This is a genomic window from Alphaproteobacteria bacterium SS10, assembly GCA_019192455.1.
In the GTDB taxonomy this organism is placed as follows: domain Bacteria; phylum Pseudomonadota; class Alphaproteobacteria; order TMED2; family TMED2; genus TMED2.
In genome coordinates, this window is the sequence record JAHCML010000003.1 from 787,103 (window position 1) to 809,981 (window position 22,879).

Sequence of the window (22,879 nt, forward strand, 5' to 3'; positions counted from 1 at the left end):
GGCGGTTATCCGCCGCCTAAGACCGGTTGGTTGAAGCTCTGAACCAGCGAGCCAGCAACCAAATACCAGCCATCCACAAGCACAAAAAAGATGATCTTAAACGGCAGCGACACCATGATCGGTGGCAGCATCATCATGCCCATCGACATCAGGACGGATGCTACAGCCATATCAATCACTAGGAATGGCAAGAACAGCAGGAACCCAATCTCAAAGGCCCTGCGTAGCTCAGAGATCATAAAGGCAGGGATCACGACCTGAAGCGGGGTGTCGACGCTGTTCTCTGGTGGTTCAACCTGGCCGATATCGAGGAACAGGCTGATATCCTGATCGCGGGTGTTGGCCAGCATGAACTGCTTCATCGGCACCATGGTCCGCTGAAACGCTTCAGCCTCTGAGATCTCTTGGTTGATCAGCGGCACGATGCCTGCCTGATAGGCGGCCTCGAAGGTTGGGGCCATGATGAATAGGGTCAGGAACAGCGCCAGGCTAATTAGGACGTTGTTGGGCGGCGTTTGCTGCGCACCCATGGCGTTCCGTAAGAATGAGAGAACTACAACAATCCTAGTGAAGGATGTCATCATCACCAAGATAGAGGGCGCCAATGAGATAACGGTCAGCAGCGCCAGCAACTGAATGATACGTGAGGTGCTGCTGCCACCCTCGCCAAAGTCGAGATTGAGCTGCTGCGCCTCTGCAATCCCCGCGGTCCAGGTAAGAAGGCCGCCGGCAACGATTGTGGCAACCAGTGATATTGCCAGCTGCCGAAATGCAGTGCGCAGGGCTGGGTTTTGATACCAACGCGTCGTATCGGGGCGAGATTTCACGTTACTAGCTTGGCGATTGGCCATCATTAACCCTCATCTCGATTGTCATCAGCGCTTTGGGACGCTGGGATGTAGCGTGACTTGGTTGCTTTGCTGCCCTTTGAGGCGGCCTTGGCCGGTCCACTGCCCATGGGGTTGGGGGCGTGCCCAACCTCAACTACGAGATCCCGTTCATGACCAAGTAGGATCAGATGTTCCCGGTCGTCATGGCCAATCAGCACCAGCCGGCGCCGGGCATCCAAAGGCATGATCTCAAGCAGTTTCAGGCGTCGTTCAGACTTGGCGACAGACACCATGCCAAAGCGGCCACCACCCAGTCGGCGCAGCAGGTAGGACAGGCTCAAAATAGCCGCGATCACAAACACCAAGGCGGCGATGTATCGGGTGTAATCAACGATATCCATGGACTGCTACAGGCCTGATCTAATGGGGGCGCAATCCGCGCCGCATTGCATCGATCAAGCATGATCCAGGCCAGCGGGGCAAGGCAGGCCGATCACATCTTTGGGGATGAATGTTAAAGATCAGGCGCTTGTCTCGCCCGGTTTATCCGGGCGGGCAGCTCTATCAACCTTCTGTGCTAGGTTTCGGCGCCCCTGATCGACCGGATCGGCCTCGGATTCGCCGGCAGCCTCTCGTGCTGCTTCGGCCGCGTTGAGCGCGTCGGCCGCTTCCTTCATCTCTGCCATCTTGCCGTTGGCCTTATAGACATAGGCGAGGATCTCAGCGACGGCTTCCATAGCTTCAGTTGGGATCTCAGTATCCAGATCCAGGGTCACCAGCAGCTGGGCAAGGTCCGCGTCCTCACGCACCTTAACGCCGGCATCAAAGGCGAGGCGCACAATGTCCTCTGCCAACTGCCCACGACCCGTGGCCACAACCTTAGGCAGATTCTCGCCGCCAATCTCATAGCTGAGCGCGACAGCGGTTTTACCGTCGCCGTCCTCTGGCTTGGTGCCGCCAGCGAGGGTTACGTCCTTCTGCTGCTTTTGGCCCGCTATCTGCTTTTGATCCGTCATGGTCCCGCCGGTGGTTCTGCCGGTTGCTTACCCATTCTGTGCCCAGTGGCTGTCCCAGGCAATCAGATATTGGGTTTGGCACGGTCCATGCATGTACAGGGCCAAGATAAGTTTGGATTGGCTGGAATAGCCGTTTTCAAGGGATTAACACCATGGACATGTCATCACTGACACTGCACCGGGCGCTCAATGAGAAGATGCACTATCTCTCTCAACGGCAGCGCGTGATCTCTGAGAATATCGCGAACGCCAACACCCCGCATTACGTGCCGCGCGACCTGCGTCCCTTCACTTTCGAAGAAACCGTTGGTCGCCATCAGATGACCCTAACCGCCACTAGCGCCAAGCATATGGAAGGCACACTGGGCTCTCCGCGGCCATTCCGCGACCCAGAGCAGCGCCTGCATTATGAGAGTGCACCTGATGGCAACGGCGTCGTGATGGAAGAGCAGATCATCAAGGGTAACCAAACCCAAATGGACCATACGCTGATGAGCCGTATCTACGAGAAGCAAGTCAGCATGATGCGCATGGCCCTCCGGACCTCCGGCGCCTAATCGCTAACTGGGATTTTATTGCCGGTCTGGATTAAGGGCCGGAAAGTGGGAGAGTTAAGATGGAACTCAAGAACGCAATGGACATCGCAGCAAGCGGCCTTCGAGCACAAGGCACGCGCATGCGGGTGATCACTGAGAACGTGGCCAATGCGAACACCACCGGCTCCACCCCGGATGAGCTGCCATACCGCCGGAAGACCATCACCTTCCGGAACGAGTTGGATCGTGCCAGCATGACCGACCGGGTCGAAATTGACCGTATTCGCAAGGACTTCTCCCCATTGCCGCGGGTTTATGACCCTCAGCATCCGGCCGCTGACCAGCAAGGTTATGTGCTGCGGCCAAATGTGAATACGCTGGTTGAGATGGCCGATATGCGGGAAGCCCAGCGCTCCTATGAGGCTAATCTCAGCATGATCGAAATGAGCCGCGGTATGATCAACTCCACGGTCGATCTGTTGCGCCGCTAAGGGATTTGTGGCTCACTTGAATTAACGGTTAAGCAAAAAGCGACCGGGTAGAACTTGCCCATATATGAAGGGCACCAAACAGGCCAGATTGGCCAATACGGCCCAAGACGGGATGAGCTAGAATGGCGATAAGTTTTGAATCAGCCCTAAACGCCTATAACGCAGCGTCCAGACGCTTTGTTCAAGGGCCAGATGAAAACCAAAACAATGGCCCGCAGGCGCCAGGCATCCAGGGTGATGTGGCGCCCCCAACCTTTGGTGACTTAGTTCGCAGCGGTGCGACTCAGGCCGTCGAAACTATGCGTCAGGGCGAGCGGATGAGTGCCGCGGCCGTCATCGGGCAGGCTGATGTCACCGATGTGGTGATGGCGGTCAATAATGCCGAGGTTACCCTGCAAGCCGTGGTTTCCATCCGTGACCGGATGATTAGCGCCTATCAAGAAATTCTGCGGATGCCGATGTAGGCTGTTTGGGCCTCATCATATCTGGGGCTGATATTTGGCCCGGCTTGGTGCCACGTGATACCCCTTGTGGCGAGGTGATGCGATCATCACCGTACCGTCCGATTGACCATTACGAGGCACATCCATGGAATCATCCGACGTCATTGATGCGCTTACCGAGGCGCTGACCGTGCTGCTTCAGGTCTCGGGCCCAATCATGCTCGTATCACTGGTGGTCGGCCTCACCATTGCCTTGTTCCAGGCATTGACGCAGATCCAGGAAGTTACCCTGACCTTCGTGCCGAAGATTTTCGCGGTGTTTATTAGCCTGCTGTTCCTCGGCCCCTTTATCGTTGCGGTGATGCAGACCTTTATGCAGGTCATCGCTGATCGCATCATTTCATTGGGCGGGTAGGGCAAGGGGCCGCCCATGCTGGAGATACTCGATCAGATTATTTCGGGCAGCTTGTTTGCCTTCATGCTGATCTTTGTCCGCTTTGGTGCCGCGATCTTTCTAATCCCGGGGCTTGGCGATACCACCGTTCCGGCACGGGTGCGCTTGCTGCTCGCCCTCGCGATTGCCTTGATCCTGACCCCAGTTTTGCAGGATCGCCTGCCGCCACAACCACAAACCGTGGACATGCTGGCCATTCTGATCTTCTCAGAGATCATCATTGGCGCGCTGTTCGGGACCGTCATGCGGTTGGTCCTGACTTCACTTGAGGTCACCGGGCAGATTATTGCCCTTAACATTGGCTTGGCGAATGCGTTCCTCTTCAACCCGATGTTTAACTCGCAGTCATCCCTGCCGGCCGCGATGCTGGCGACCACGGGCCTGACGCTTCTATTCACCAGTGATTTGCACCATCTGATGTTTATGGCCCTGGCCGACACCTACAATGTGTTTGAGCCAGGTGCGCCGCTGCCGGTTGGCGATATGGCTGATCTGGTCCGGCGTAAGACCATGGATAGTTTTGCACTCGGTGCCCAGTTGGCGGCGCCATTCATTATCATCACCCTGCTATTCTTCCTTTCCCTGGGCGTAGTGGCCCGGGTCATGCCGCAGATGCAGATTTTCTTTGTCGCCCTGCCGATTCAGCAATTGGGTGGTATCATCATGCTGTTACTGGGTGTCAGCGCCATCATGATGGTCTGGCTGACCTATGCTGACAATGAAGTGGCTATGTTCCTAAACGGCCCCTGACCGATGATTTGCCTGGCGACTGATCGCGAGGCGAAGGGGAAGGCGCCAAGAGTGAGATGGTATGTCGGACGAACAGGATCCGGAAACCAAGACTGAAGAACCGACCGAGAAACGGTTGCGCGATAGCCGCCGGAAAGGTGAGGTCGCGCGCTCTCAAGAGGTTAACCACTTCATGATCTTGCTGGGCGGTGCGCTGTTTCTGCTGACCTTTGCGCCGTTCTCGATCAACTCGATCTATGAGCTCATCGGCTCAGTCTTCCAGCAGGCCCATACGCTGACGATTGATGATGCGTCAGTGGGGGACATCCTCTCGGAACTGGTCACCGATGTGCTGATCGCGCTCTCGCTGCCGCTTGCCATGTTTGTCATCTTCGCCCTGATCTCTGGGCCGATGCAGTTTGGTCTTTTGTTTACCGTCGAGCCCATGGCGCCAAAGCTCTCAAAGATCAGTCTGATCAAAGGGGTTAAGCGCATGTTCTCCCTCTCGCAGTTCGTTGAACTGTTGAAGGGGATCGTCAAGATTGCGGTGATCGGCCTGGTTGCCGTCATCATCATGTGGCCGGTGATGGAGACGTTCTCGGCCTATACCGGCATCACGATCGGTGAGGCGCTGGCCGCCGTCTATATCTTCGCGCTTAAGGTTGCTGGCGGGGCCCTGTTTGTCATGGCCATTATCGCCCTGATCGATACGCTTTATCAGCGCTATGAATTCACCAAAAAGATGCGGATGACCAAGAATGAGGTGAAGGATGAGATGAAGCAGGCCGAGGGTGATCCCCAGATTAAGGCCAGGCTTCGTAAGCTGCGGGTTGAGCGCTCCCGCCAACGCATGATGACCGCGGTGCCTCAGGCCGATGTGGTTATTACGAACCCGACCCACTATGCGATCGCACTCGCCTATGACGGTACCGATATGGAAGCCCCGCAGGTGGTCGCCAAGGGGCAAGATGCGGTGGCGTTACGAATCCGTGACCTCGCTTTTGAACATGAGGTACCGGTGGTCGAAAACCCAACACTCGCCCGGACCCTCCATGCTGCCTATGAGATCGATGATCTGATCCAGCCAGAGCATTATCAGGCCGTGGCAGAGATCATCTCTTATGTCTTCCAGCTGAAGCGGAAAACCGTTGGTGGGCAAGCGGTTGCGGCCGGTGCTGGTGGCCCAGCCAGACCGCCAGAAGGCAGCGAACTTGTTGATCGGGCAACCGCCACTGTCGGCTAGCGTTCCTATCCAATGTTCTAAAATGTTCTCATTCTAAATTGACAATGAGAACAAATATGGTACAAACCTCCTCACAGTTTCAGGGCGATTGCAGCCTTCACGCCACCTGTGCCAGAACCGGAGGGACGGATATGTCATCAGCATTACGCGTTGTTGAGCAGGATAATATGGATAAGCAAAAGGCGCTGGAAGCAGCGATGTCTCAGATTGAACGGGCCCATGGTAAGGGCGCGTTGATGAAGCTGGGGCAGCGCGAGGCGGTTGAGATCGAGGCCATCCCCACCGGGTCACTCGGCCTTGATATCGCTCTCGGCATTGGCGGTCTGCCAAAGGGCAGGGTGGTTGAGATTTATGGGCCTGAAAGCTCTGGTAAGACCACGCTATCGCTGCACGCGGTTGCCGAGTGTCAGAAGCGTGGCGGCACCGCTGCCTTCATCGACGCGGAACACGCGCTGGACCCCATTTACGCCCGTAAGCTGGGTTGTGATGTTGATGAGCTGCTGATTTCCCAGCCTGATGCTGGTGAGCAGGCGCTTGAGATTGCTGACACGCTGGTTCGTTCTGGTGCAGTCGACATGCTGGTTATCGATAGTGTCGCCGCCCTCGTGCCACGGGCCGAGTTGGAAGGCGAGATGGGCGATAGCCAGCCAGGTCTCCAGGCCCGCCTGATGAGCCAGGCGATGCGCAAACTGACTGGCTCAATCTCCCGCTCAAAATGCATGGTGATCTTCATCAACCAGATCCGCCTGAAGATCGGCGTGATGTTCGGTTCTCCTGAGACCACCACCGGCGGTAACGCGCTGAAGTTCTACTCCTCCGTCCGGATGGACATCCGCCGTATCGGTGCGATCAAGGATCGTGATGAGACCGTGGGTAACCAGACCCGGGTTAAGGTAGTGAAGAACAAGCTTGCCCCACCATTCCGCCAGGTCGAATTCGACATCATGTATGGCGAGGGTATCTCCAAGACCGGTGAACTTCTTGATCTCGGTGTTAAGGCCGGTGTGGTCGAAAAGGCAGGCTCCTGGTTCTCCTATAAGGACCAGCGGATCGGACAGGGGCGTGAGAATGCCCGTCGCTTCCTGAAAGAGAATGTCGATATCGCCAATCAGATTGAGGCGCTGATCCGCCAGAATGCTGGCCTTGTCGCCGATGCCATGATGGGCCTTGAGCAGCCAGATGATGATGATAAGGCTGATGGTAAGGATAGCGATGGTGGCGTTGCCGCCGAGTAAGAGCGAATAAGACCGGCCAAAAGACTAACTTGAAGCCGGGCTAAGCCTAGACAGTATATGCGGCGCCGCGTAAAACCGGCGCCGCAATGCGTTTTAGCGCCAGCCGCGCCAATCCCGCTTGCGACGAGCCTAAACTGCTAAATCATTCGCCCTAATCGGACCCGCGCCATGAGCCAGAAAACCGCCAGCAGCACCAATGCCATCCGCCAGCAATTTCTGGACTTCTTTGCAGCGGAAGGCCACCAGCCCGTGGACTCTAGTCCGCTGGTGCCACGCAATGATCCGACGCTGATGTTCACCAATGCCGGCATGGTGCAGTTTAAGAATGTCTTCACGGGCGCTGAGCACCGGGATTACAGCCGTGCGGTCACCAGTCAGAAATGCGTGCGCGCTGGTGGTAAGCACAACGATCTTGAGAATGTCGGCTACACGGCCCGTCACCATACCTTCTTTGAGATGCTGGGTAACTTCTCCTTCGGTGACTACTTCAAGGAGAACGCGATTGAGTTCGCCTGGAACCTCGTCACCCGGGACTATGGCCTGCCAAAGGATAAGCTTCTGGTCACGGTCTATTCGGAGGATGATGAGGCCTATGACCTTTGGCAGAAGGTCGCGGGCTTAAGCACCGATAAGATTATCGGCATTCCAACCTCAGATAATTTCTGGGCCATGGGCGATACCGGCCCTTGCGGTCCGTGTTCCGAAATCTTCTTTGATCACGGTGATCATATCCCCGGTGGCCCTCCGGGTAGCCCGGATGAGGATGGTGATCGGTTCATTGAGATTTGGAACCTGGTCTTCATGCAGTTTGAGCAGGTGACCAAGGAAGAGCGGGTCAACCTGCCCAAGCCATCGATCGATACTGGCATGGGGCTCGAGCGGATTGCCGCCGTCCTCCAAGGCAAGCACGACAATTACGACATTGACCTGATGCGGGCGCTGATTGAGGCCTCCGCCGATGCGACCAACACGGATCCCGATGGGAATCGCAGCGTGTCGCACCGGGTGATCGCAGACCACCTACGCGCGACCAGCTTCCTGATTGCAGATGGTGTCCTGCCTTCCAATGAAGGGCGCGGTTATGTTCTGCGGCGGATCATGCGCCGCGCTATGCGCCACGCCCATTTGCTGGGGGCTGAGGAGCCGGTGATCTATAAGCTGGTGACGGCGCTGACCAATCAGATGGGCGATGCCTTCCCAGAGCTACGCCGCGCCGAGGCACTGATCACCGAGACGCTGAAGCTTGAGGAAAGCCGGTTCAAGAAGACCCTAGCCCGTGGCCTGCACCTTCTGGATCAAGAGAGCGGCAAGCTGGGTGATGGCGGTGTCCTCGCCGGTGATGTGGCGTTCAAGCTTTACGACACCTATGGCTTCCCGCTTGATCTGACCCAGGACGTGCTGCGCGGTGTTGGTAAGACCGTGGACACCGATGGCTTTAATGCCTCGATGGAAGCACAGCGCGCTGAGGCCCGTAAGGCCTGGGCCGGTTCCGGCGATGCCGCGACCGAGACCATCTGGTTTGGCCTGCGTGAGCAGCAGGGAGCGACCGAGTTCCTCGGCTATGACACCGAAGCTGCTGAAGGTGAGATCCGCGCCCTGATTAAGGATGGCGCAGAGGTTGAGCAACTTACCACCGGTGATACTGGCTGGGTCGTTACCAACCAAACCCCATTCTATGGCGAGAGCGGCGGTCAAACCGGCGACACCGGTGTGATGAGCGGTGAAGGAAGTGAAGCGGACGTCACCGATACCCAGAAGAAGCTGGGCGATCTGTTCTGCCATGCGGTCACTGTTAAGTCGGGCACCCTGTCCAAGGGTGATGCCGTTGAGCTGAATGTCGATGCCACGCGCCGTAGCCGCATTCGTGCCAACCACTCTGCTACCCATCTGCTGCATGAGGCATTACGCCGCCATCTGGGTGAGCATGTGGCCCAGAAGGGTTCCCTCGTAGCGCCTGAGCGGCTGCGCTTCGATATCTCGCATCCAAAGCCAGTGAGTGCTGACGAGCTCGTCGCCATTGAGCGTGAGGTGAATGCCCGTATTCGTGAGAATGCGGCGGTTAGCACCCGGCTTATGTCGATTGATGAGGCGATGGACACTGGCGCCATGGCGCTATTCGGTGAGAAATACGGCGATGAGGTTCGCGTCGTCTCCATGGGGGCGGGCGAGGAGGGCTCAAACCGCCCATACTCAATCGAGCTTTGCGGCGGCACCCATGTGTCCCAGACCGGCGATATCGGTGCGCTGCGGGTGGTGGCGGAAAGTGCCGTCTCTGCTGGTGTGCGCCGGATTGAGGCCGTAACAGCCGCTGAGGCGACCGACCTTGCCATTGATCAAGAGAAGCATCTGCTCGCTGCCGCTGAGGCGGTGAAGGCCCAACCGGCCGACCTCGCTGAGCGGGTTAAGTCACTCTTGGATGAGCGTAAGAAGCTAGAACGGGAAGTGAGCGAACTTCGCCGTCAGCTGGCCGCCGCAGGTGGTGCCGGTGCCGCGTCCAATGATGATGCGGCGAAGGAAGTGGCGGGCATTGCCTATATGGGCCGGGTCTTAAGCGATCTGCCAGCCAAGGAACTCAAGCCGCTGGCGGATCAGATGAAGCAGAAGCTTGGCTCTGGTGTTGTGGCGCTGGTCGCGGTCAGTGAGGGTAAGGCCTCGGTCGTTGTCGGTGTTACCGATGATCTGACCGGCAAGGTGAGCGCCGTTGATCTGGTCCGTGCGGCCTCTGCCGCGGTTGGTGGTAAGGGCGGCGGTGGTCGTCCCGACATGGCCCAGGCCGGTGGCCCAGATGGTGCCGCCGCGGACGCTGCATTAAGCGCGGTTGAGCAAGCGATCAGCGAAGCCGCAGCCTAAAGTTCACACCGGTTATTACTTCCTATGCCCCTATTTGAGGACAAGTACTACGCGTCTGAGGCGGATCGGATGGACACGCCGCTGCGTGCTAAGGCGCGCGCGGTGATCAGCCATCCGCTCTGGGAGCGTGGGGTGATCGCATTGATCATCATCAACGCCATTATCCTTGGCATGGAGACGGTGCCGAGTGTCATGGCCGATATCGGCGCGACCTTGCTCTTCATTGATCACATCATTCTCTGGATGTTTGTGGTTGAGTTAACCGTCCGCCTTTATGTCCATCGCTCCCGGTTCTTCCGTGATCCGTGGAGCTTGTTTGACACCTTTGTCGTCGGCATCGCCTTTATTCCCGATGGCGGCGCATTCTCTGTGCTTCGTGCGCTCCGGGTTTTGCGGGTTTTGCGCCTGATTTCCGCGATCCCGTCCATGCGTCGGGTCGTGGCGGGCCTGTTGGCGGCAATCCCAGGCATGACCTCGATTTTCGGCCTGATGCTGATCTTCTTCTATGTCGCGGCGGTTATGGCAACCAACCTGTTTGGTGAGAGTAACCCGCCGCTCTTCGGCAATCTCGCCACCTCTGCCTTTACCCTGTTTCAGGTCATGACCCTTGAGGGGTGGTCGGATGAGATTGTGCGCCCGGTGATGGATAATCACCCCTATGCCTGGGCGTTCTTCGTGCCCTTCATCCTGCTCGCCACCTTCACGATGTTGAACTTGTTCATTGCCGTGATGGTCAGTGCGATCCAGATTGAACAGGATGAGGCGCAGCATGAGATCGAGGCCATCGTTCATGATGACCGAGAGGAAATCCTGCGTGAAATCCGCGCCCTGCGCGATCAACTGAACCGGCTTGAGCAATCAAACGGCAGCCAATAGGTAGGCCCCATGCGTTTTGAGGGTACGAAGGATTACGTCACCACCGACGATCTGCAGGTGGCAGTCAATGCCGCGATCACGCTGGAGCGGCCCCTATTGATCAAGGGGGAGCCGGGGACAGGCAAAACTGTCCTGGCCCATGAGGTGGCGAAGGCGCTCGGCGCGCCGATGATTGAGTGGCACATCAAATCCACCACCAAGGCCCAGCATGGCCTTTATGAGTATGACGCGGTGCGCCGCCTCCGCGATGGCCAGCTGGGTGATGAACGGGTTCAGGATATCGCCAACTACATCGTGCGTGGCAAGCTATGGGAAGCGCTTGAGAGTGATGTTCGCCCGGTCCTACTGATCGATGAGATTGATAAGGCGGATATCGAGTTCCCCAACGATCTGCTGCAAGAGCTGGATCGCATGGAATTCTATGTCCATGAGACGCAGCAGACGGTGACGGCGAAGCATCGGCCAATCGTCTTCATCACCTCCAATAATGAGAAAGAGCTGCCCGACGCATTCTTGCGCCGCTGCTTCTTCCACTACATCAAGTTTCCGGATGCGGAGACGATGGCCGAGATCGTCGAGGTGCATTTCCCGGACCTGCGCGACCGCCTGCTTAAAGAGGCGCTCACCGCCTTCTATGAGCTGCGCGAGGTGCCTGGCCTGAAGAAGCCGCCATCCACCTCCGAATTGTTGGATTGGATTAAGCTTCTGATGGTTGAGGAAATCGATCCAGAGGTGCTGCGGTCTTCGGATGCTAAATCTGTCCTGCCCCCGCTCTACGGCGCGTTGCTGAAGACTGAGCAGGATGTGCATCAGCTAGAGCGTCTCGCCTTCCTACACCGGCGTGAGCAGGGCTAGACCCGATGATTACCTGCTATATTCAATATGAGCTGAACCCCAATAAAATCCCTGAGTTTGAGCATTACGCGCGGCTTTGGATTCCGTTGGTGGAAAAGTTTGGTGGCCAGCACCACGGCTATTTCCTGCCCCATCAGAGTGCAAATGATCTAGCCGTCGCCCTGTTCTCGTTCCCGTCGCTCGCGGCCTATGAGGAATATCGGAAGGCAAGCATGCAGGATGCCGACTGCCAGGCGGCTTTCAAATATGCAGAAGAGACCGACTGTATCCGTCGGTATGATAGACAGTTCCTCCGGCCCCTAGACGCTTAAACGAAAAACGGGCCGGTGCGATGACGCCTCGGCCCGTCTGTCTTTGTCTGATGTGGTTGATCAGAACTTCCAACCAACACCCACACCGATGATCCATGGATCGATATCCACATCGGCGCCGATGGTGCCGAGGGCGGTATTCACATCCACATCGGTGTTGATGAAGACCTTCTTCACATCAAAGTTCAGCAGGATGTTGTCGGTGATGAAGTAATCGACACCGGCCTGCAGGGCGAACCCAACACTTGGGTCATAGTCGATGCTGTTCACCGGACCGCCTGAGGGCACATCATCATCGATGAAGAAGGTCGCGTTAACACCTGCCCCCACATACGGGCTGAACCGCTTTTCTGGCAGCATGTGATACTGCAGCGTGAGGGTCGGCGGCAGCAGCAGAACGTCACCCAAATCCACATTGCCGAGGCTGGTATTGGTGGCCGTCACATCATGTGGGGTCACCGCCGCAATTAGCTCAAGCGCGATGTGGTCGGTGATGAAGTATGAGAAATCGACTTCAGGCACGAATTGCTCATCGATATCCACGGTGCCACCGATTGTATCGATGCTCGCATCTTCATCCGGCTCAACCAGGATACCGCGAGCACGGATCATGAAGTCGCCAGCCTGCTTACCGACAAACGGCTCGGAGGCCCGAGCGTCGCCGGTATAGGCAACAGCCGATAGGGCCAAACCCAAAGTGATGGCAAGGCCAGGGATTGTCTTAACGAACCGCATTGTCTTCCCCTATATTTGACAACGTCCTGCGCCCGCCCTGATTTCAGGGTGCGCAAGAAACAAACAGCGGTTGTCTAGTCCGATCTGGGGTCTAAAACATTGATCTAGATCAATTTTTAAGTCGCGCCCTTGGGGGCGGCATCTCATTGCAACAGGGGCTTATCGACCCCTTTAGGCGAGTTCGAACGCGTTTATGTTCCCGTCATTCTTCTCAGCTCTGCGCGACGCTAAGGTGCCTGTCAGCCTGAAAGAGTACCTCATGCTGATGGAGGCGTTGGCCGCTGGTGAGGCACGCTTCTCAGTGGATGAGTTCTATTATCTGTCCCGCTCAGCGCTAGTGAAGGATGAGCGGTTCCTCGACCGCTTTGATCAAGTCTTTGGTGAGCAGTTTAAGGGCATTGAGACCAGTGCTGAGGAGATGCAGGAGATCATTGCCAGCCTACCGGAAGAGTGGCTGCGCAAACTGGCTGAGAAACATCTTTCGCCGGAAGAAATGGCCGAGATCGAAGCCATGGGTGGCTTTGAGAAGCTCATGGAAACACTGAAAGAGCGCCTGGCCGAGCAGGAGAAGCGTCACCAGGGGGGCAGCAAGTGGATCGGCACCGCCGGCACATCCCCCTTTGGCGCCTATGGCTACAATCCTGAGGGCGTGCGCATCGGCCAAGATAAGAGCCGACATAAGCGGGCGGTGAAGGTCTGGGACAAACGCGAGTTTAAGAACCTGGATGACAGCATCGAACTCGGTACCCGTAACATCAAAGTGGCTTTGCGCCGCCTTCGCCAGTTTGCTCGCACTGGTGCGCCAACCGAGCTGGACCTGGATGGTACCGTGCAATCGACGGCGGAGAATGCTGGATGGCTCGACATCAAGATGCGGCCCGAGCGGCATAACGCGGCCAAGGTTCTGCTGTTCTTTGATGTTGGTGGGTCCATGGACCCGTTCATCCGTATTTGTGAGGAGCTGTTTTCAGCCGCACGAACAGAGTTCAAGCATCTGGAATACTACTACTTCCATAACTGTCCCTATGAACGGTTATGGCAGGACAATGCCAGGCGGCGTAGCGAGGTAATACCCACCATGGATGTGCTGCACACCTATGGCAGTGATTACCGCGCGATCTTTGTTGGCGATGCCGCGATGAGCCCCTACGAAATTACCCATCCCGGCGGCTCGGTCGAGCATTGGAATGAGATTGCCGGCGGCTTCTGGCTTCAGCAAATGCGGGAGGTTTTCCCCCATTCCATCTGGTTAAACCCAACGCCAGAGCGGTATTGGGGCACCACCACCTCAACCACATTGGTGCGCCAGATATTTGAGGATCGGATGTACCCCATGACCCTTGATGGGCTTGATCAGGCAATGCGGGTACTGGGTCGTTAGTTTTCCATCAGCTCTTTCTTTTAGAGGTGCGAGGGTGCCGTCAATCCGGTTTACCGCCACCTGAAAGGGCTTCTCCCCATGCCCCCCTTCAACAGCCCGGGCCTCAACCATTTTGTTGGTGAGACGCAGCACAGTTTGGCCATGTCACTTATGGTCCAAGGTGCTGAGCGCAACCGCGCTGAACGGGCGCTTCATGACGCTGTTGATGACACGGTTGCTAAGGTAATCCGTCGATCCATGGCGGGTGAGGGGGCATCGCTGGACAGCTTCTCCGTAGCTGGCTCCCCAACCGCACCTGCCTTCGATATCGAGACGGCGCGAGCACAGTTCGCGGCGGAGGTCACCTCTGCTCAGGAACAGTTTGAACGCCTCCGCGAGGTCGATACCGGCATACCGCTTGAGCGCGCTGAGCGGCCTGTCCGCCTGTGGCAGCGGACCCGTGACGGGGCGGAGGCTTTCAAGGCTGATATCGCGAGGCTGTTTAAGCCGCTGATCAAGCTTAATGAGCAGTTGGTGGAACAAGGTGAGACACCGCTCACGGCAGCTTCATTCAAAAGCCGCTATGGCGGCATCGCTAATCCATTCCGGCTAGCCACCGACAAGACCTATCGCGCTGTGCGCGCGGCGATGACTGAGGTCCATAAAAACATCATCCTGGCTGAACGGCGGCTGCCACCGTTTCGGGACATCCAATTGGGAGTACACCCTGATCGCCCCAATTCCGTGCCGCGCATTCGTAAAGGGATTGGCGATAACCTAGCCGGGCTTGAGGCAGCAGATCGGCTGATTGGGAAGGCCGAGGCCAAGCTGGCAACCTTTGCCCAACCACTTCGTATTGCTGAGCTGCGCACCCTGTCCCAGTCCATGGGTCAGGTGGATGAGAAGGTGATCGCCCAGGGTGTTGAGCGGTTCCGTGATCCGCTAGCGCTTGAGGCGCTGGCTGTTCGAACTGGTGACCCCGCACTCGCCGATGCGGTGCTAAGCCAGGTGAAGGCCGCCGCCTTGGATAACCTGTCACGGACGATGTTCGATCATTCGGTGAATGCGCAGGATCTGGCCTTTGCTGAAAGTGGGCTTGGCCGGGTGCGCGGTGAGGTTCGCCCATTCCGGGATATGAATGAACGCAACCGCACCATGATTGGCTATCAGGTGCATGACACCGCCTTGATGGCCAACGCGGCTGGTATCTTAAGAATCCTCTCAGACATCGATGGGCCTGCGGGCCCAACCATTGCCGAGAACAAGGTGATGATCGCTGAGAAACTGGCTGCCGACCCGCGTGTTGATCCTGTGTTAACGGCCAGACAACTCGACCAGTTTGATATCCCGGGCGCCAGTGCAGAAACGCCTATTCCGGCGCCCCTAATCGCCGGTGTTATGGGCAATATGGGCTATGACCTCGATGAGGCGCAGATGCGCGCGGTGCTTGAGGATCAAACCACCGATGCGCTGCCGGAACGCCCAACCCATTTGGCGCCGGATCAGCTGCGGCCAAAAACGCGCAGATATCCCTAAGGTTTAGCCATCCCGGCCATTGGTGTTTTCATCGCGCCGTGGTGACTAACTGACATCAAGGTTGCTTCGCCCCAACGCGGCTCTCCCCATCGCTGATCAGCCCCTTGAGGTCGTTCCGGCGCAGCCCCCCGCCTGTTGTTATTTGAGGAACCCTCGACCATGCCCCGTGGAAGCGAAGTAAAAGCCAAATTCGAAGCCCTTATCGCCGCCCAGGACAAGGTGCTGGAAGATATGGGCGCGGAACAGACGGCCACCCTTGAGGCCGCCAAAGAACAGCGCGCACCAACCGTTGCCGCCATTCGCAAATTGGCCGCCGCCCGCATCACCGCACCGAACAGCCCGGATCTGACCAGCTTCAATGCACCGGCCTCTGATGATCAGCCAGCACTTGATCTGCCTGGCCTGGTCACGTCGATCCGTACCGATATTGCTGAGGCAACTGCCGGTTATGAGGAGCTAAAGGCCCATGACCGTGGTCGCGATCTAGCGACCATTACAGCCGAGCGCGATGAGGCACAGGCCCATGCCAAGGCCGCCAACGGCCTGCTGACGCGTAACGAGAAGATTACCCAGCCATTGCTCGACATGAACAAGAAGCTGGAAGCCGATGGCAAACCATTGATCGGTCCCGATACCGAGGATGACTACGCTGGCAAACAGCGTTGGCGCTATGTCTCGGATCCATCTTATCGAGCGGTCCGCAAGGCGATTGCTGAGCATAAAGAGTTGTTCGACCAAGCGCCGAAGAGCGATACGCCAACCGCCAGCGGCAACCCGTTCCGGGATGTGGAGCTGCATGGTGAGTTAAGCGCCGGTGCCACCCGCGCTAATAGCGCGGTTGAGAAGTTGCAGCTAGAGCTTGATGCGGCGACCTTGCGAGGGCGCATGCTGGGTGAAGATCAGATCGCAGAGAAGCTGCGCGAAGCCATCGGCCAACGCGCCCATGACACGAAGTATGCCGAGCAGATTGCCGGCACCTTCCCCAAGTCAGGTGTTACCGAAACCCTGGCTGGTTCGGTGAAGGCCGATGCGCTTGAAACCATCGCTGTCGATATCGGTAGCCAGATGGATGGCATTCAGGCGACCCGGAAGAAGCTGTCTGATCCACTGCGCAAGCTCGGTCGCGCCCGAAGCCGTAACGTCCGGGTGGACGTTGAAGATATTGCCTACAAGGTCACTGGCCAACTCGGCTATCAGGGCGTCCGGGCTAAGAATGCCAGCCGCATTCGCGAAGGGATCGGCAATCACCGCATCGATAATGGCCCCGACACCACGATGATGTATGCGGCCCTGATGGTGGTCATCCTGTCCTCGAATGACAGTGACCCAGCCCTCGCTGCGCAGCAGTTGAGCATTGGCGAGGATGTGGCCAGCCAGGCGGGTATCGATCTTACCGACCTCAAGCCTGATTTAAGCGGTCTTGAGGGCACCATCGCTGAAGCCGGTGTCGATATTGCCGACTTCAACCTCACCGGTGTTGATGCTGGCGACTTCCATGTCGATATCGGCAGTGGTGTTGGCAGTGTTGATGTCAGCACACCCAGTGTCGATGTCAGCGTGCCGTCAATTGATGTCAGCATTCCAACCTCGACCTTTGATGCTGGCGGTGGCGGGATGGGCTTCTAGGCCCCGATACGGCAGGGTTCGTAGCTATGGCTACCGTCTCCATGGTCCGCAGTGACCTTGATCGATTGTCCCGGGACTATGGGGCGCTCAAAAATGATCTCGGTCATCACCGCCTCACAATAACCCGGGAGGCAGAGGCCCAACGTGCGCCGATCATGGCCGTACTGAATGACCTTCTGGATCGTCACCTGAGCGCGCTTGAGCCGGGCAGCTTAAAGCCCTTCGCTGGGCTGCCGGATAAGCGCGGCAATGCCTTTGACCCGGTCAAACGTCTTAGTAATCAGCGGCGAGGCCAAGCCCGCGCCCAGACGGCCTATGATGCCGTCTCAACCCACGATAAGGGGCGGGAGTATTACCGGGTAGAGTCTGACATGCGAGATAACCGCCGCGCACAGGCGGCGGCCGAGCGGCGTGTTGAGGCACTGGCAAAGGTGGTCGAACCTATTGAGGTCGCTAATCGCCGTTTGATCTCAGCTGGTGGCAAAACGATCTGCGCTGAAACGATTAAAGAGTATGAGCGGTTCAGCCTTGGGCGTTGGATGAACGACCCGAACTACGCCACCGCTCGGCAGGGACTGGCTGAGTATCGTCGTGCGGCTAAGCGTGCGGGGCTTTACTACACCCCGATGAAACACGTTGAGGCATACAATGATGCGGTCTTGGAGAAGGCCCAGCTAGAAACCGCCGGTGATAACCTTCGGCTTGAGTTTCAGGCCAGTCAGGGGCGCAACGAGCTGACAACAGATGATGATATCCGGGGCAATCTTCGCCATTGGATACAGCGGGAAGCCAAGAGTGCCGGCTTCATCGAAAAGCTAGCTGCCGATCCGATTAGCGACGGGCGTCTTGATGATCTGCTGGAGAACGCCGTCCGTGCCGAGGCGATGGATCAAATGATTGATCAACTCACGAGCGGCATCACTGCTGTTGAGACAGGCAAGCGCCGTGTTGATGACCAGAGGCGGCAGCTATCGGGCAAGCGTGGAACCGTTCGAAGTTACAGCAGTCACGACCTGTCGCGTGGCTTTGAGAATATGGCGTCCAGGCTTCGCGCCGCAGCCCGCCAGGCCTCTGACCTTCATGTCGCGGTTCGGGATTACAAGTTTGAGGTTGTGCCAGATCGCGGGGCAGGGGCGGATCGCTCGTCTAATCCCATCACGCCGATGATGTACCTCACCATGGCCACCGCTGTGCTGGTCGGCATGTCGGCTTATGAGCAGGGGCGCGGCGCGGGCCTGCTGGGCGTTTCCAAGGATGATTTCTCGGGCCAGGGTGTCGACATCGGTGATCTCAATATCGGTAGCCACATCTCCGGCATCTCAGCACCCGATTTCAGCGCGCCGGATGTAAGTGTTAGCGACCCAGGTAGCGATCCTGGGCTGTCCGGTTTCGATCCAAGTGGCGGGTTCGGGCTGTACTAACGTGGTGATTAGGTCGCGCCTCAACCCTTTTGATACTTCCGTCAACTAGAATGCCCCTCGCTGTCTGTGCTACAGGAAGCGGGTTACGTGGCTTTGTGCTGATGAACACGCTTGAGGTTTATCGGACGGGCCGATCAACACTGACATGAGGACCTGAAATGAACGGGAACTCCACTGACGCTGGCAATAAGCCAGCCGCCATTACTGTTGCCCGCGGTGATGGCATCGGCCCCGAGATTATGGAGTCGACCCTCGCGGTATTGGATGCCGCTGGCGCTAACCTAGACATCACCGAAATCGAGATCGGCGAGAGCATGTTCCATAAGGGACATAGCGCCGGCATCGCACCGGAGAGCTGGGACATCCTGCGCGAGAATAAGGTGTTCTTGAAGGCACCGATCACCACGCCCCAAGGCGGTGGTTTTAAGTCCCTGAATGTGACGATCCGTAAGGGCTTGGGCCTATACTCAAATGTCCGCCCCTGCGTTGCCTACCATCCCTTTGTGACCACCCGACATCCGGATATGGATGTGGTGATTATCCGGGAGAATGAGGAAGACCTCTATGCCGGGATTGAGCACCGCCAGACCGATGATGTGTATCAGTGTCTGAAGCTTATCTCACGTCCAGGGTGTGAGAGGATCGTGCGCTATGCCTTTGAATATGCACGCACAAACCATCGCAAGAAGGTGACTGCCTTCGTTAAAGACAACATCATGAAGCTGACCGACGGCATCTTCCATAAGGTGTTTGATGAGGTCGCAGCGGATTATCCGGATATTGAGGCGGACCACCTAATCGTTGATATCGGCGCGGCGCGAATTGCCGATACGCCAGAGATGTTCGACGTGATCGTCACCCTCAACCTCTACGGCGATATCATCTCAGATATTGCTGCGCAGATCACCGGGTCTGTTGGCCTAGCTGGTTCCGCCAATATTGGTGACCAATCCGCGATGTTTGAGGCAATCCACGGCTCTGCCCCACCAATCGCGGGCAAGGGGATCGCCAACCCGTCTGGGCTGCTTCTGGCCTCGGTCATGATGTTGACCCATGTGGGCCAGCCAAAGGTGGCTGAGACCATCCACAACGGCTGGCTCTCCGCGATTGAGCAGGGCTTCCATACTGGCGATATCTTTGACCGTAAGCACTCAAAGCAGCGCTGTACGACGAAAGAGTTCACCGAGGCCGTGATTGAGCTTCTCGGTTCACGCCCGGATCAGCTGCCGCCGGTTAGCTATTCACCGAAGAATACTGATCGGAACCAATCTGGTGTTCGGATGACGGTGCCACAGCGTTCGGTGAAGACGCTAGTCGGTGTTGATGTCTTCCTTGATCATCCGGATATCTCGCCAGATGATTTGGCCGCGAAACTCATGCCGGTTGTGGGTAATGCCCTGAACCTGCAGGTGATTTCAAACCGCGGCACCAAGGTTTGGCCCGATGGGCTGCCTGAGACGTTCTGTGCTGATCACTGGCGCTGCCGTTTCATCGCCAAGGAGAGCTCAGCGGTGAAGCATACCGACGTGATCAGCCTGCTTGGCCGGTTGAATGAGGCAGGGCTCGACTTCATCAAGACCGAGCATCTGTACGATTTCGACGGGAAGCCGGGCTACTCAGCAGCGCAGGGCACGTAAGCCTTGAGCTGTATTGCTGGCATCAAAGCTCTTTAACGAGGCGGGGTCTGGAGCGCAGTTTCTCCAAGATCTCGCCTAGGCTTTGTGCCTTCAGCAGCCGTTTTTCACCCTGGAACAGCAAATAACCGGTTCGCTTACGCTTCTGATCTGGGGTTTTCACCACGGTCAGCAGGGGTGATTCGTGCGCATGGCGGAAAATTGAGAACATGGCCGCATCCGGCAGATGGTCGATGGCATAGTCTCGCCAATCACCACGGGCGACGAATTCACTGTATAGGCCAAGCAGCTGGGAGAGTTCGGCTCGGTTGAAAAAAACCTTGGAATTACCGCGCCTTGTGCGGTTTCGGTAGTCTGAGAGCCGGATCAGATGGGTCATTCTCGCTCCTTACGCCGGCATGGATTAACCAGGTCTTGGCCATGCCCGATTGGGGTAATTGGCCAGCTGGGTAACCCAAGCACCAACATTATGGTGCGCAATTGCGGCCTAACGGGCAACTGCCCTTTGTGATCGGGGCCGAAGGACGCTATATCAACCGCCAAGTTTAATGATCACCCTTGATGATCTCGGTGATTGCCTGACCGCCGGTTAATGACGCCGACGGCGCAACCACTGACATGACCGATAGATGGCCCGTTAGATGAGTGACCTCTTAAGAGAAATCGACCAGGAACTTCGCCAGGATCGCGCGCGTGAATGGATGGTTCGCTATGGACCAAAACTGCTGGTGGCCGCCGTGGCTATCGTGGCTCTGGTCGCCATTGGTGTATTCCTGAATAAGCAGGAGATGGAGCGACGGGCCGTAGCGACGGCTGAGCTGATTTCGATCCTTGGCGATGAACAGCGGCCAATCGATCTGAATATCGATGCGCTGACCGGTTATGTTGAGGAACAACACGGTGCCATTGGCGCGATTGGTGAGTTCCACCTCGCTGCTGAGCTGGCACGCCAAGGCGATGTTGAGGCCGCCCGTGGCCATTACCAGGGCCTGGCAACCAATGGTGACCTGGCCCCAGAGCTTCAGGATTTGGCGCTGTTATTCGATATTCTGCTTCGCCTTGATACTGACCCGGCAGGGGAGCTGATCCGTGAGCTGCAGCCGCTGACCATGCCCGATGTGACCTGGCGCTGGTCGGCGCAGGAGCTGACCGCACTCCTCCATGTTCGTCAGGGGGATATCGACCAGGCCCGCCGCATCTTCGCTGAGTTGGCGATTACCGATGGTCTGCCGGTCGGCCTGCGTGCACGGGTTTTCCGCTGGCAGGAAATTTTCGGCACGCCTGACGAAGACCCAAGCGCTAGCTAATTCACCGAACGCTGTATCTCTATGACCTCCCGCCCGATCCCCGACAAGCTTGGCATCCTCTGCCGCAGTCTCGTTATCTGCCTGCCGCTATTGGCTGCTGGGTGCGACACGGTTGGCGACTTCTTTGAAGATGATCCGCCGCCGCCACTGCCCGGTGAGCGCCTATCGGTTCTACAGCTCGAACAGCAGCTTGAGCCTGATCCGGAGCTAGCCTCAGCGGACATCACCGTTGGCACGCCGTTTCGTAATTCCGATTGGCCGCAAGCTGGTGGTTACCCGGATCATAATATGGGGCATCTGGCCCTTGATCTGGAGGGGCTAGAGCGGGATTGGAGCCTGGATATTGGCTCTGGCTCAAGCGGCGGTCGCCGCCTTGTGGCACAGCCTGTCGCTGCCAATGGCCGGATTTACGCCCTCGATGCCGAGGCAACGCTAACCGCAATCTCTATCGATGATGGTGACCGCATCTGGTCGATTGAAACCCGGCTTGATGATGAGGATGAGGATGTGCTCAGCGGCGGCGTTGCCGTGGCTGAGGGCAAGGTTTTTGTCACCACTGGCTATGCCACCCTGGCGGCCTTTGATGCCGATAGCGGCACCGAACTTTGGCGCCAACGAATGAGTGCGCCTTCTAGGGCCGCCCCAACGGTCTCCCGCGGCTTTGTCTATGTGGTCACCGTCGACAACAAGCTGATTGCCCTCGATGCCGCCACCGGCACGGTGGTGTGGGACCATAGCGGTCTGGTTGAGGCGGCAGGCCTGCTTGGCACTGCGAGCCCGGCAACCGATGGCGAAGTGCTTGTCGTTGGATACTCTTCCGGGGAGTTGCATGGGCTGCGGCCAGAGAATGGGGCCTCAGTTTGGCAGGACAGCCTGGCGGCAATCCGGCGTTTGGGCATGATGGCCAGTATGGCCGATATCCGCGCCTTGCCAGTGATCAGTGACGGCACCGTCATCGCGCTCAGTCATGCAAACCGCCTGCTGGCCCTGAATGTCCGTAGCGGCATCCGGGTTTGGCAGCGCACGATTGGTGGCACGACGACACCGGTGATTGCGGGCGATTTCGTCCTGCTGATTAGTAATGATAACGAGCTGATGGCCCTCCGCCGTAGTGATGGCCGTATTCGCTGGGTAACTCAGCTGCCACGTTTTGAGGATGAAGAGGATCGCGAGGATCCGATAATCTGGACCAGCCCACTCCTTGCCGGTGGCAAGGTGCTGATCGCCGGTAGCGATGGCGAGATGCTGGTTCTGGAGCCCTCGGATGGCGCCCTGGTCGACACGATCGATCTGCCTGGCGATGTACTGATCGATCCGCTGGTCGTCGACAACACCCTCTTAGTTCTGGATGAGGGCGGCACGCTCTCAGCCTTCCGTTGATCGCCTTTAGG

At 57.5% G+C, this 22,879-nt stretch carries 23 protein-coding genes; 18 read left to right on the plus strand and 5 right to left on the minus strand.

Annotated elements, in window-relative coordinates:
• Nucleotides 1-5: 5 nt before the first annotated feature.
• The 3 genes from fliP to KI792_04025 form a co-directional block, all read right to left on the minus strand.
• Complete coding sequence (fliP, locus tag KI792_04015) at nucleotides 6-851, minus strand: flagellar type III secretion system pore protein FliP (protein MBV6632184.1); 846 nt, start codon at nucleotides 849-851, stop codon at nucleotides 6-8.
• 2 nt (nucleotides 852-853) lie between these two features.
• Nucleotides 854-1,231: a flagellar biosynthetic protein FliO gene (locus tag KI792_04020; protein ID MBV6632185.1), complete on the minus strand. Its 378-nt coding sequence runs from the start codon at nucleotides 1,229-1,231 to the stop codon at nucleotides 854-856.
• 120 nt (nucleotides 1,232-1,351) lie between these two features.
• Nucleotides 1,352-1,846 carry an EscU/YscU/HrcU family type III secretion system export apparatus switch protein gene (locus KI792_04025; GenBank protein ID MBV6632186.1) on the minus strand — a complete coding sequence of 165 codons (495 nt, stop codon included), beginning with the start codon at nucleotides 1,844-1,846 and terminating at the stop codon, nucleotides 1,352-1,354.
• A gap of 158 nt (nucleotides 1,847-2,004) precedes the next feature.
• Between KI792_04025 and KI792_04030 the strand changes: the two genes are divergently transcribed.
• The 11 genes from KI792_04030 (at nucleotide 2,005) to KI792_04080 (ending at nucleotide 11,869) form a co-directional block, all read left to right on the plus strand.
• Complete coding sequence (locus KI792_04030; protein ID MBV6632187.1) at nucleotides 2,005-2,403, plus strand: flagellar basal body rod protein FlgB; 399 nt, start codon at nucleotides 2,005-2,007, stop codon at nucleotides 2,401-2,403.
• Nucleotides 2,404-2,462: 59 nt separating this feature from the next.
• Nucleotides 2,463-2,873: a flagellar basal body rod protein FlgC gene (gene flgC / locus KI792_04035; GenBank protein MBV6632188.1), complete on the plus strand. Its 411-nt coding sequence runs from the start codon at nucleotides 2,463-2,465 to the stop codon at nucleotides 2,871-2,873.
• A gap of 122 nt (nucleotides 2,874-2,995) precedes the next feature.
• Nucleotides 2,996-3,337 (plus strand): flagellar hook-basal body complex protein FliE, encoded by a 342-nt coding sequence (locus KI792_04040; GenBank protein MBV6632189.1) that lies wholly within the window; start codon nucleotides 2,996-2,998, stop codon nucleotides 3,335-3,337.
• A gap of 124 nt (nucleotides 3,338-3,461) precedes the next feature.
• A complete protein-coding gene (fliQ, locus tag KI792_04045) occupies nucleotides 3,462-3,731 on the plus strand; it encodes a flagellar biosynthesis protein FliQ (GenBank protein MBV6632190.1) in 270 nt (89 codons plus the stop codon).
• Nucleotides 3,732-3,746: 15 nt separating this feature from the next.
• On the plus strand, nucleotides 3,747-4,520 hold the full coding sequence (gene fliR / locus KI792_04050; protein MBV6632191.1) for a flagellar type III secretion system protein FliR: 774 nt from the start codon (nucleotides 3,747-3,749) through the stop codon (nucleotides 4,518-4,520).
• A gap of 61 nt (nucleotides 4,521-4,581) precedes the next feature.
• The gene (gene flhB / locus KI792_04055; GenBank protein MBV6632192.1) at nucleotides 4,582-5,742 is read left to right on the plus strand and encodes a flagellar biosynthesis protein FlhB; all 1,161 of its coding nucleotides are present in this window, start codon (nucleotides 4,582-4,584) and stop codon (nucleotides 5,740-5,742) included.
• Between the two features lie 131 nt (nucleotides 5,743-5,873).
• Nucleotides 5,874-6,977 (plus strand): recombinase RecA, encoded by a 1,104-nt coding sequence (recA, locus tag KI792_04060; GenBank protein ID MBV6632193.1) that lies wholly within the window; start codon nucleotides 5,874-5,876, stop codon nucleotides 6,975-6,977.
• Between the two features lie 168 nt (nucleotides 6,978-7,145).
• Nucleotides 7,146-9,827, plus strand: a complete 2,682-nt coding sequence (gene alaS, locus KI792_04065) for an alanine--tRNA ligase (protein MBV6632194.1) — start codon at nucleotides 7,146-7,148, stop codon at nucleotides 9,825-9,827.
• An 81-nt stretch (nucleotides 9,828-9,908) separates the two neighbouring features.
• On the plus strand, nucleotides 9,909-10,703 hold the full coding sequence (locus KI792_04070) for an ion transporter (GenBank protein MBV6632195.1): 795 nt from the start codon (nucleotides 9,909-9,911) through the stop codon (nucleotides 10,701-10,703).
• Between the two features lie 9 nt (nucleotides 10,704-10,712).
• Entirely contained in the window at nucleotides 10,713-11,558 is an 846-nt protein-coding gene (locus KI792_04075; GenBank protein MBV6632196.1) for a MoxR family ATPase, read from the plus strand.
• A 5-nt stretch (nucleotides 11,559-11,563) separates the two neighbouring features.
• Nucleotides 11,564-11,869 (plus strand): NIPSNAP family protein, encoded by a 306-nt coding sequence (locus KI792_04080; protein ID MBV6632197.1) that lies wholly within the window; start codon nucleotides 11,564-11,566, stop codon nucleotides 11,867-11,869.
• A 60-nt stretch (nucleotides 11,870-11,929) separates the two neighbouring features.
• On the opposite strand, the gene KI792_04085 is transcribed toward KI792_04080, so the two are convergent.
• Complete coding sequence (locus tag KI792_04085) at nucleotides 11,930-12,604, minus strand: OmpW family protein (protein MBV6632198.1); 675 nt, start codon at nucleotides 12,602-12,604, stop codon at nucleotides 11,930-11,932.
• 193 nt (nucleotides 12,605-12,797) lie between these two features.
• On the opposite strand from KI792_04085, the gene KI792_04090 reads away from it, so the two are divergent.
• The 5 genes from KI792_04090 (at nucleotide 12,798) to KI792_04110 (ending at nucleotide 20,184) form a co-directional block, all read left to right on the plus strand.
• The gene (locus KI792_04090; GenBank protein MBV6632199.1) at nucleotides 12,798-13,985 is read left to right on the plus strand and encodes a VWA domain-containing protein; all 1,188 of its coding nucleotides are present in this window, start codon (nucleotides 12,798-12,800) and stop codon (nucleotides 13,983-13,985) included.
• A gap of 78 nt (nucleotides 13,986-14,063) precedes the next feature.
• On the plus strand, nucleotides 14,064-15,500 hold the full coding sequence (locus KI792_04095; GenBank protein ID MBV6632200.1) for a hypothetical protein: 1,437 nt from the start codon (nucleotides 14,064-14,066) through the stop codon (nucleotides 15,498-15,500).
• A gap of 159 nt (nucleotides 15,501-15,659) precedes the next feature.
• Nucleotides 15,660-17,126 carry a hypothetical protein gene (locus KI792_04100; GenBank protein MBV6632201.1) on the plus strand — a complete coding sequence of 489 codons (1,467 nt, stop codon included), beginning with the start codon at nucleotides 15,660-15,662 and terminating at the stop codon, nucleotides 17,124-17,126.
• Between the two features lie 26 nt (nucleotides 17,127-17,152).
• Complete coding sequence (locus tag KI792_04105) at nucleotides 17,153-18,547, plus strand: hypothetical protein (protein MBV6632202.1); 1,395 nt, start codon at nucleotides 17,153-17,155, stop codon at nucleotides 18,545-18,547.
• A 158-nt stretch (nucleotides 18,548-18,705) separates the two neighbouring features.
• A complete protein-coding gene (locus KI792_04110; protein ID MBV6632203.1) occupies nucleotides 18,706-20,184 on the plus strand; it encodes an NADP-dependent isocitrate dehydrogenase in 1,479 nt (492 codons plus the stop codon).
• Nucleotides 20,185-20,206: 22 nt separating this feature from the next.
• Here the strand turns inward: KI792_04110 and KI792_04115 are convergent, their stop codons facing one another.
• Nucleotides 20,207-20,560, minus strand: a complete 354-nt coding sequence (locus tag KI792_04115; protein MBV6632204.1) for a DUF2794 domain-containing protein — start codon at nucleotides 20,558-20,560, stop codon at nucleotides 20,207-20,209.
• Between the two features lie 262 nt (nucleotides 20,561-20,822).
• On the opposite strand from KI792_04115, the gene KI792_04120 reads away from it, so the two are divergent.
• Together KI792_04120 and KI792_04125 are read left to right on the plus strand one after the other, a co-directional pair.
• Nucleotides 20,823-21,488 (plus strand): hypothetical protein, encoded by a 666-nt coding sequence (locus tag KI792_04120; GenBank protein ID MBV6632205.1) that lies wholly within the window; start codon nucleotides 20,823-20,825, stop codon nucleotides 21,486-21,488.
• A gap of 21 nt (nucleotides 21,489-21,509) precedes the next feature.
• Nucleotides 21,510-22,868 carry a PQQ-binding-like beta-propeller repeat protein gene (locus KI792_04125; protein MBV6632206.1) on the plus strand — a complete coding sequence of 453 codons (1,359 nt, stop codon included), beginning with the start codon at nucleotides 21,510-21,512 and terminating at the stop codon, nucleotides 22,866-22,868.
• Nucleotides 22,869-22,879: the final 11 nt, after the last annotated feature.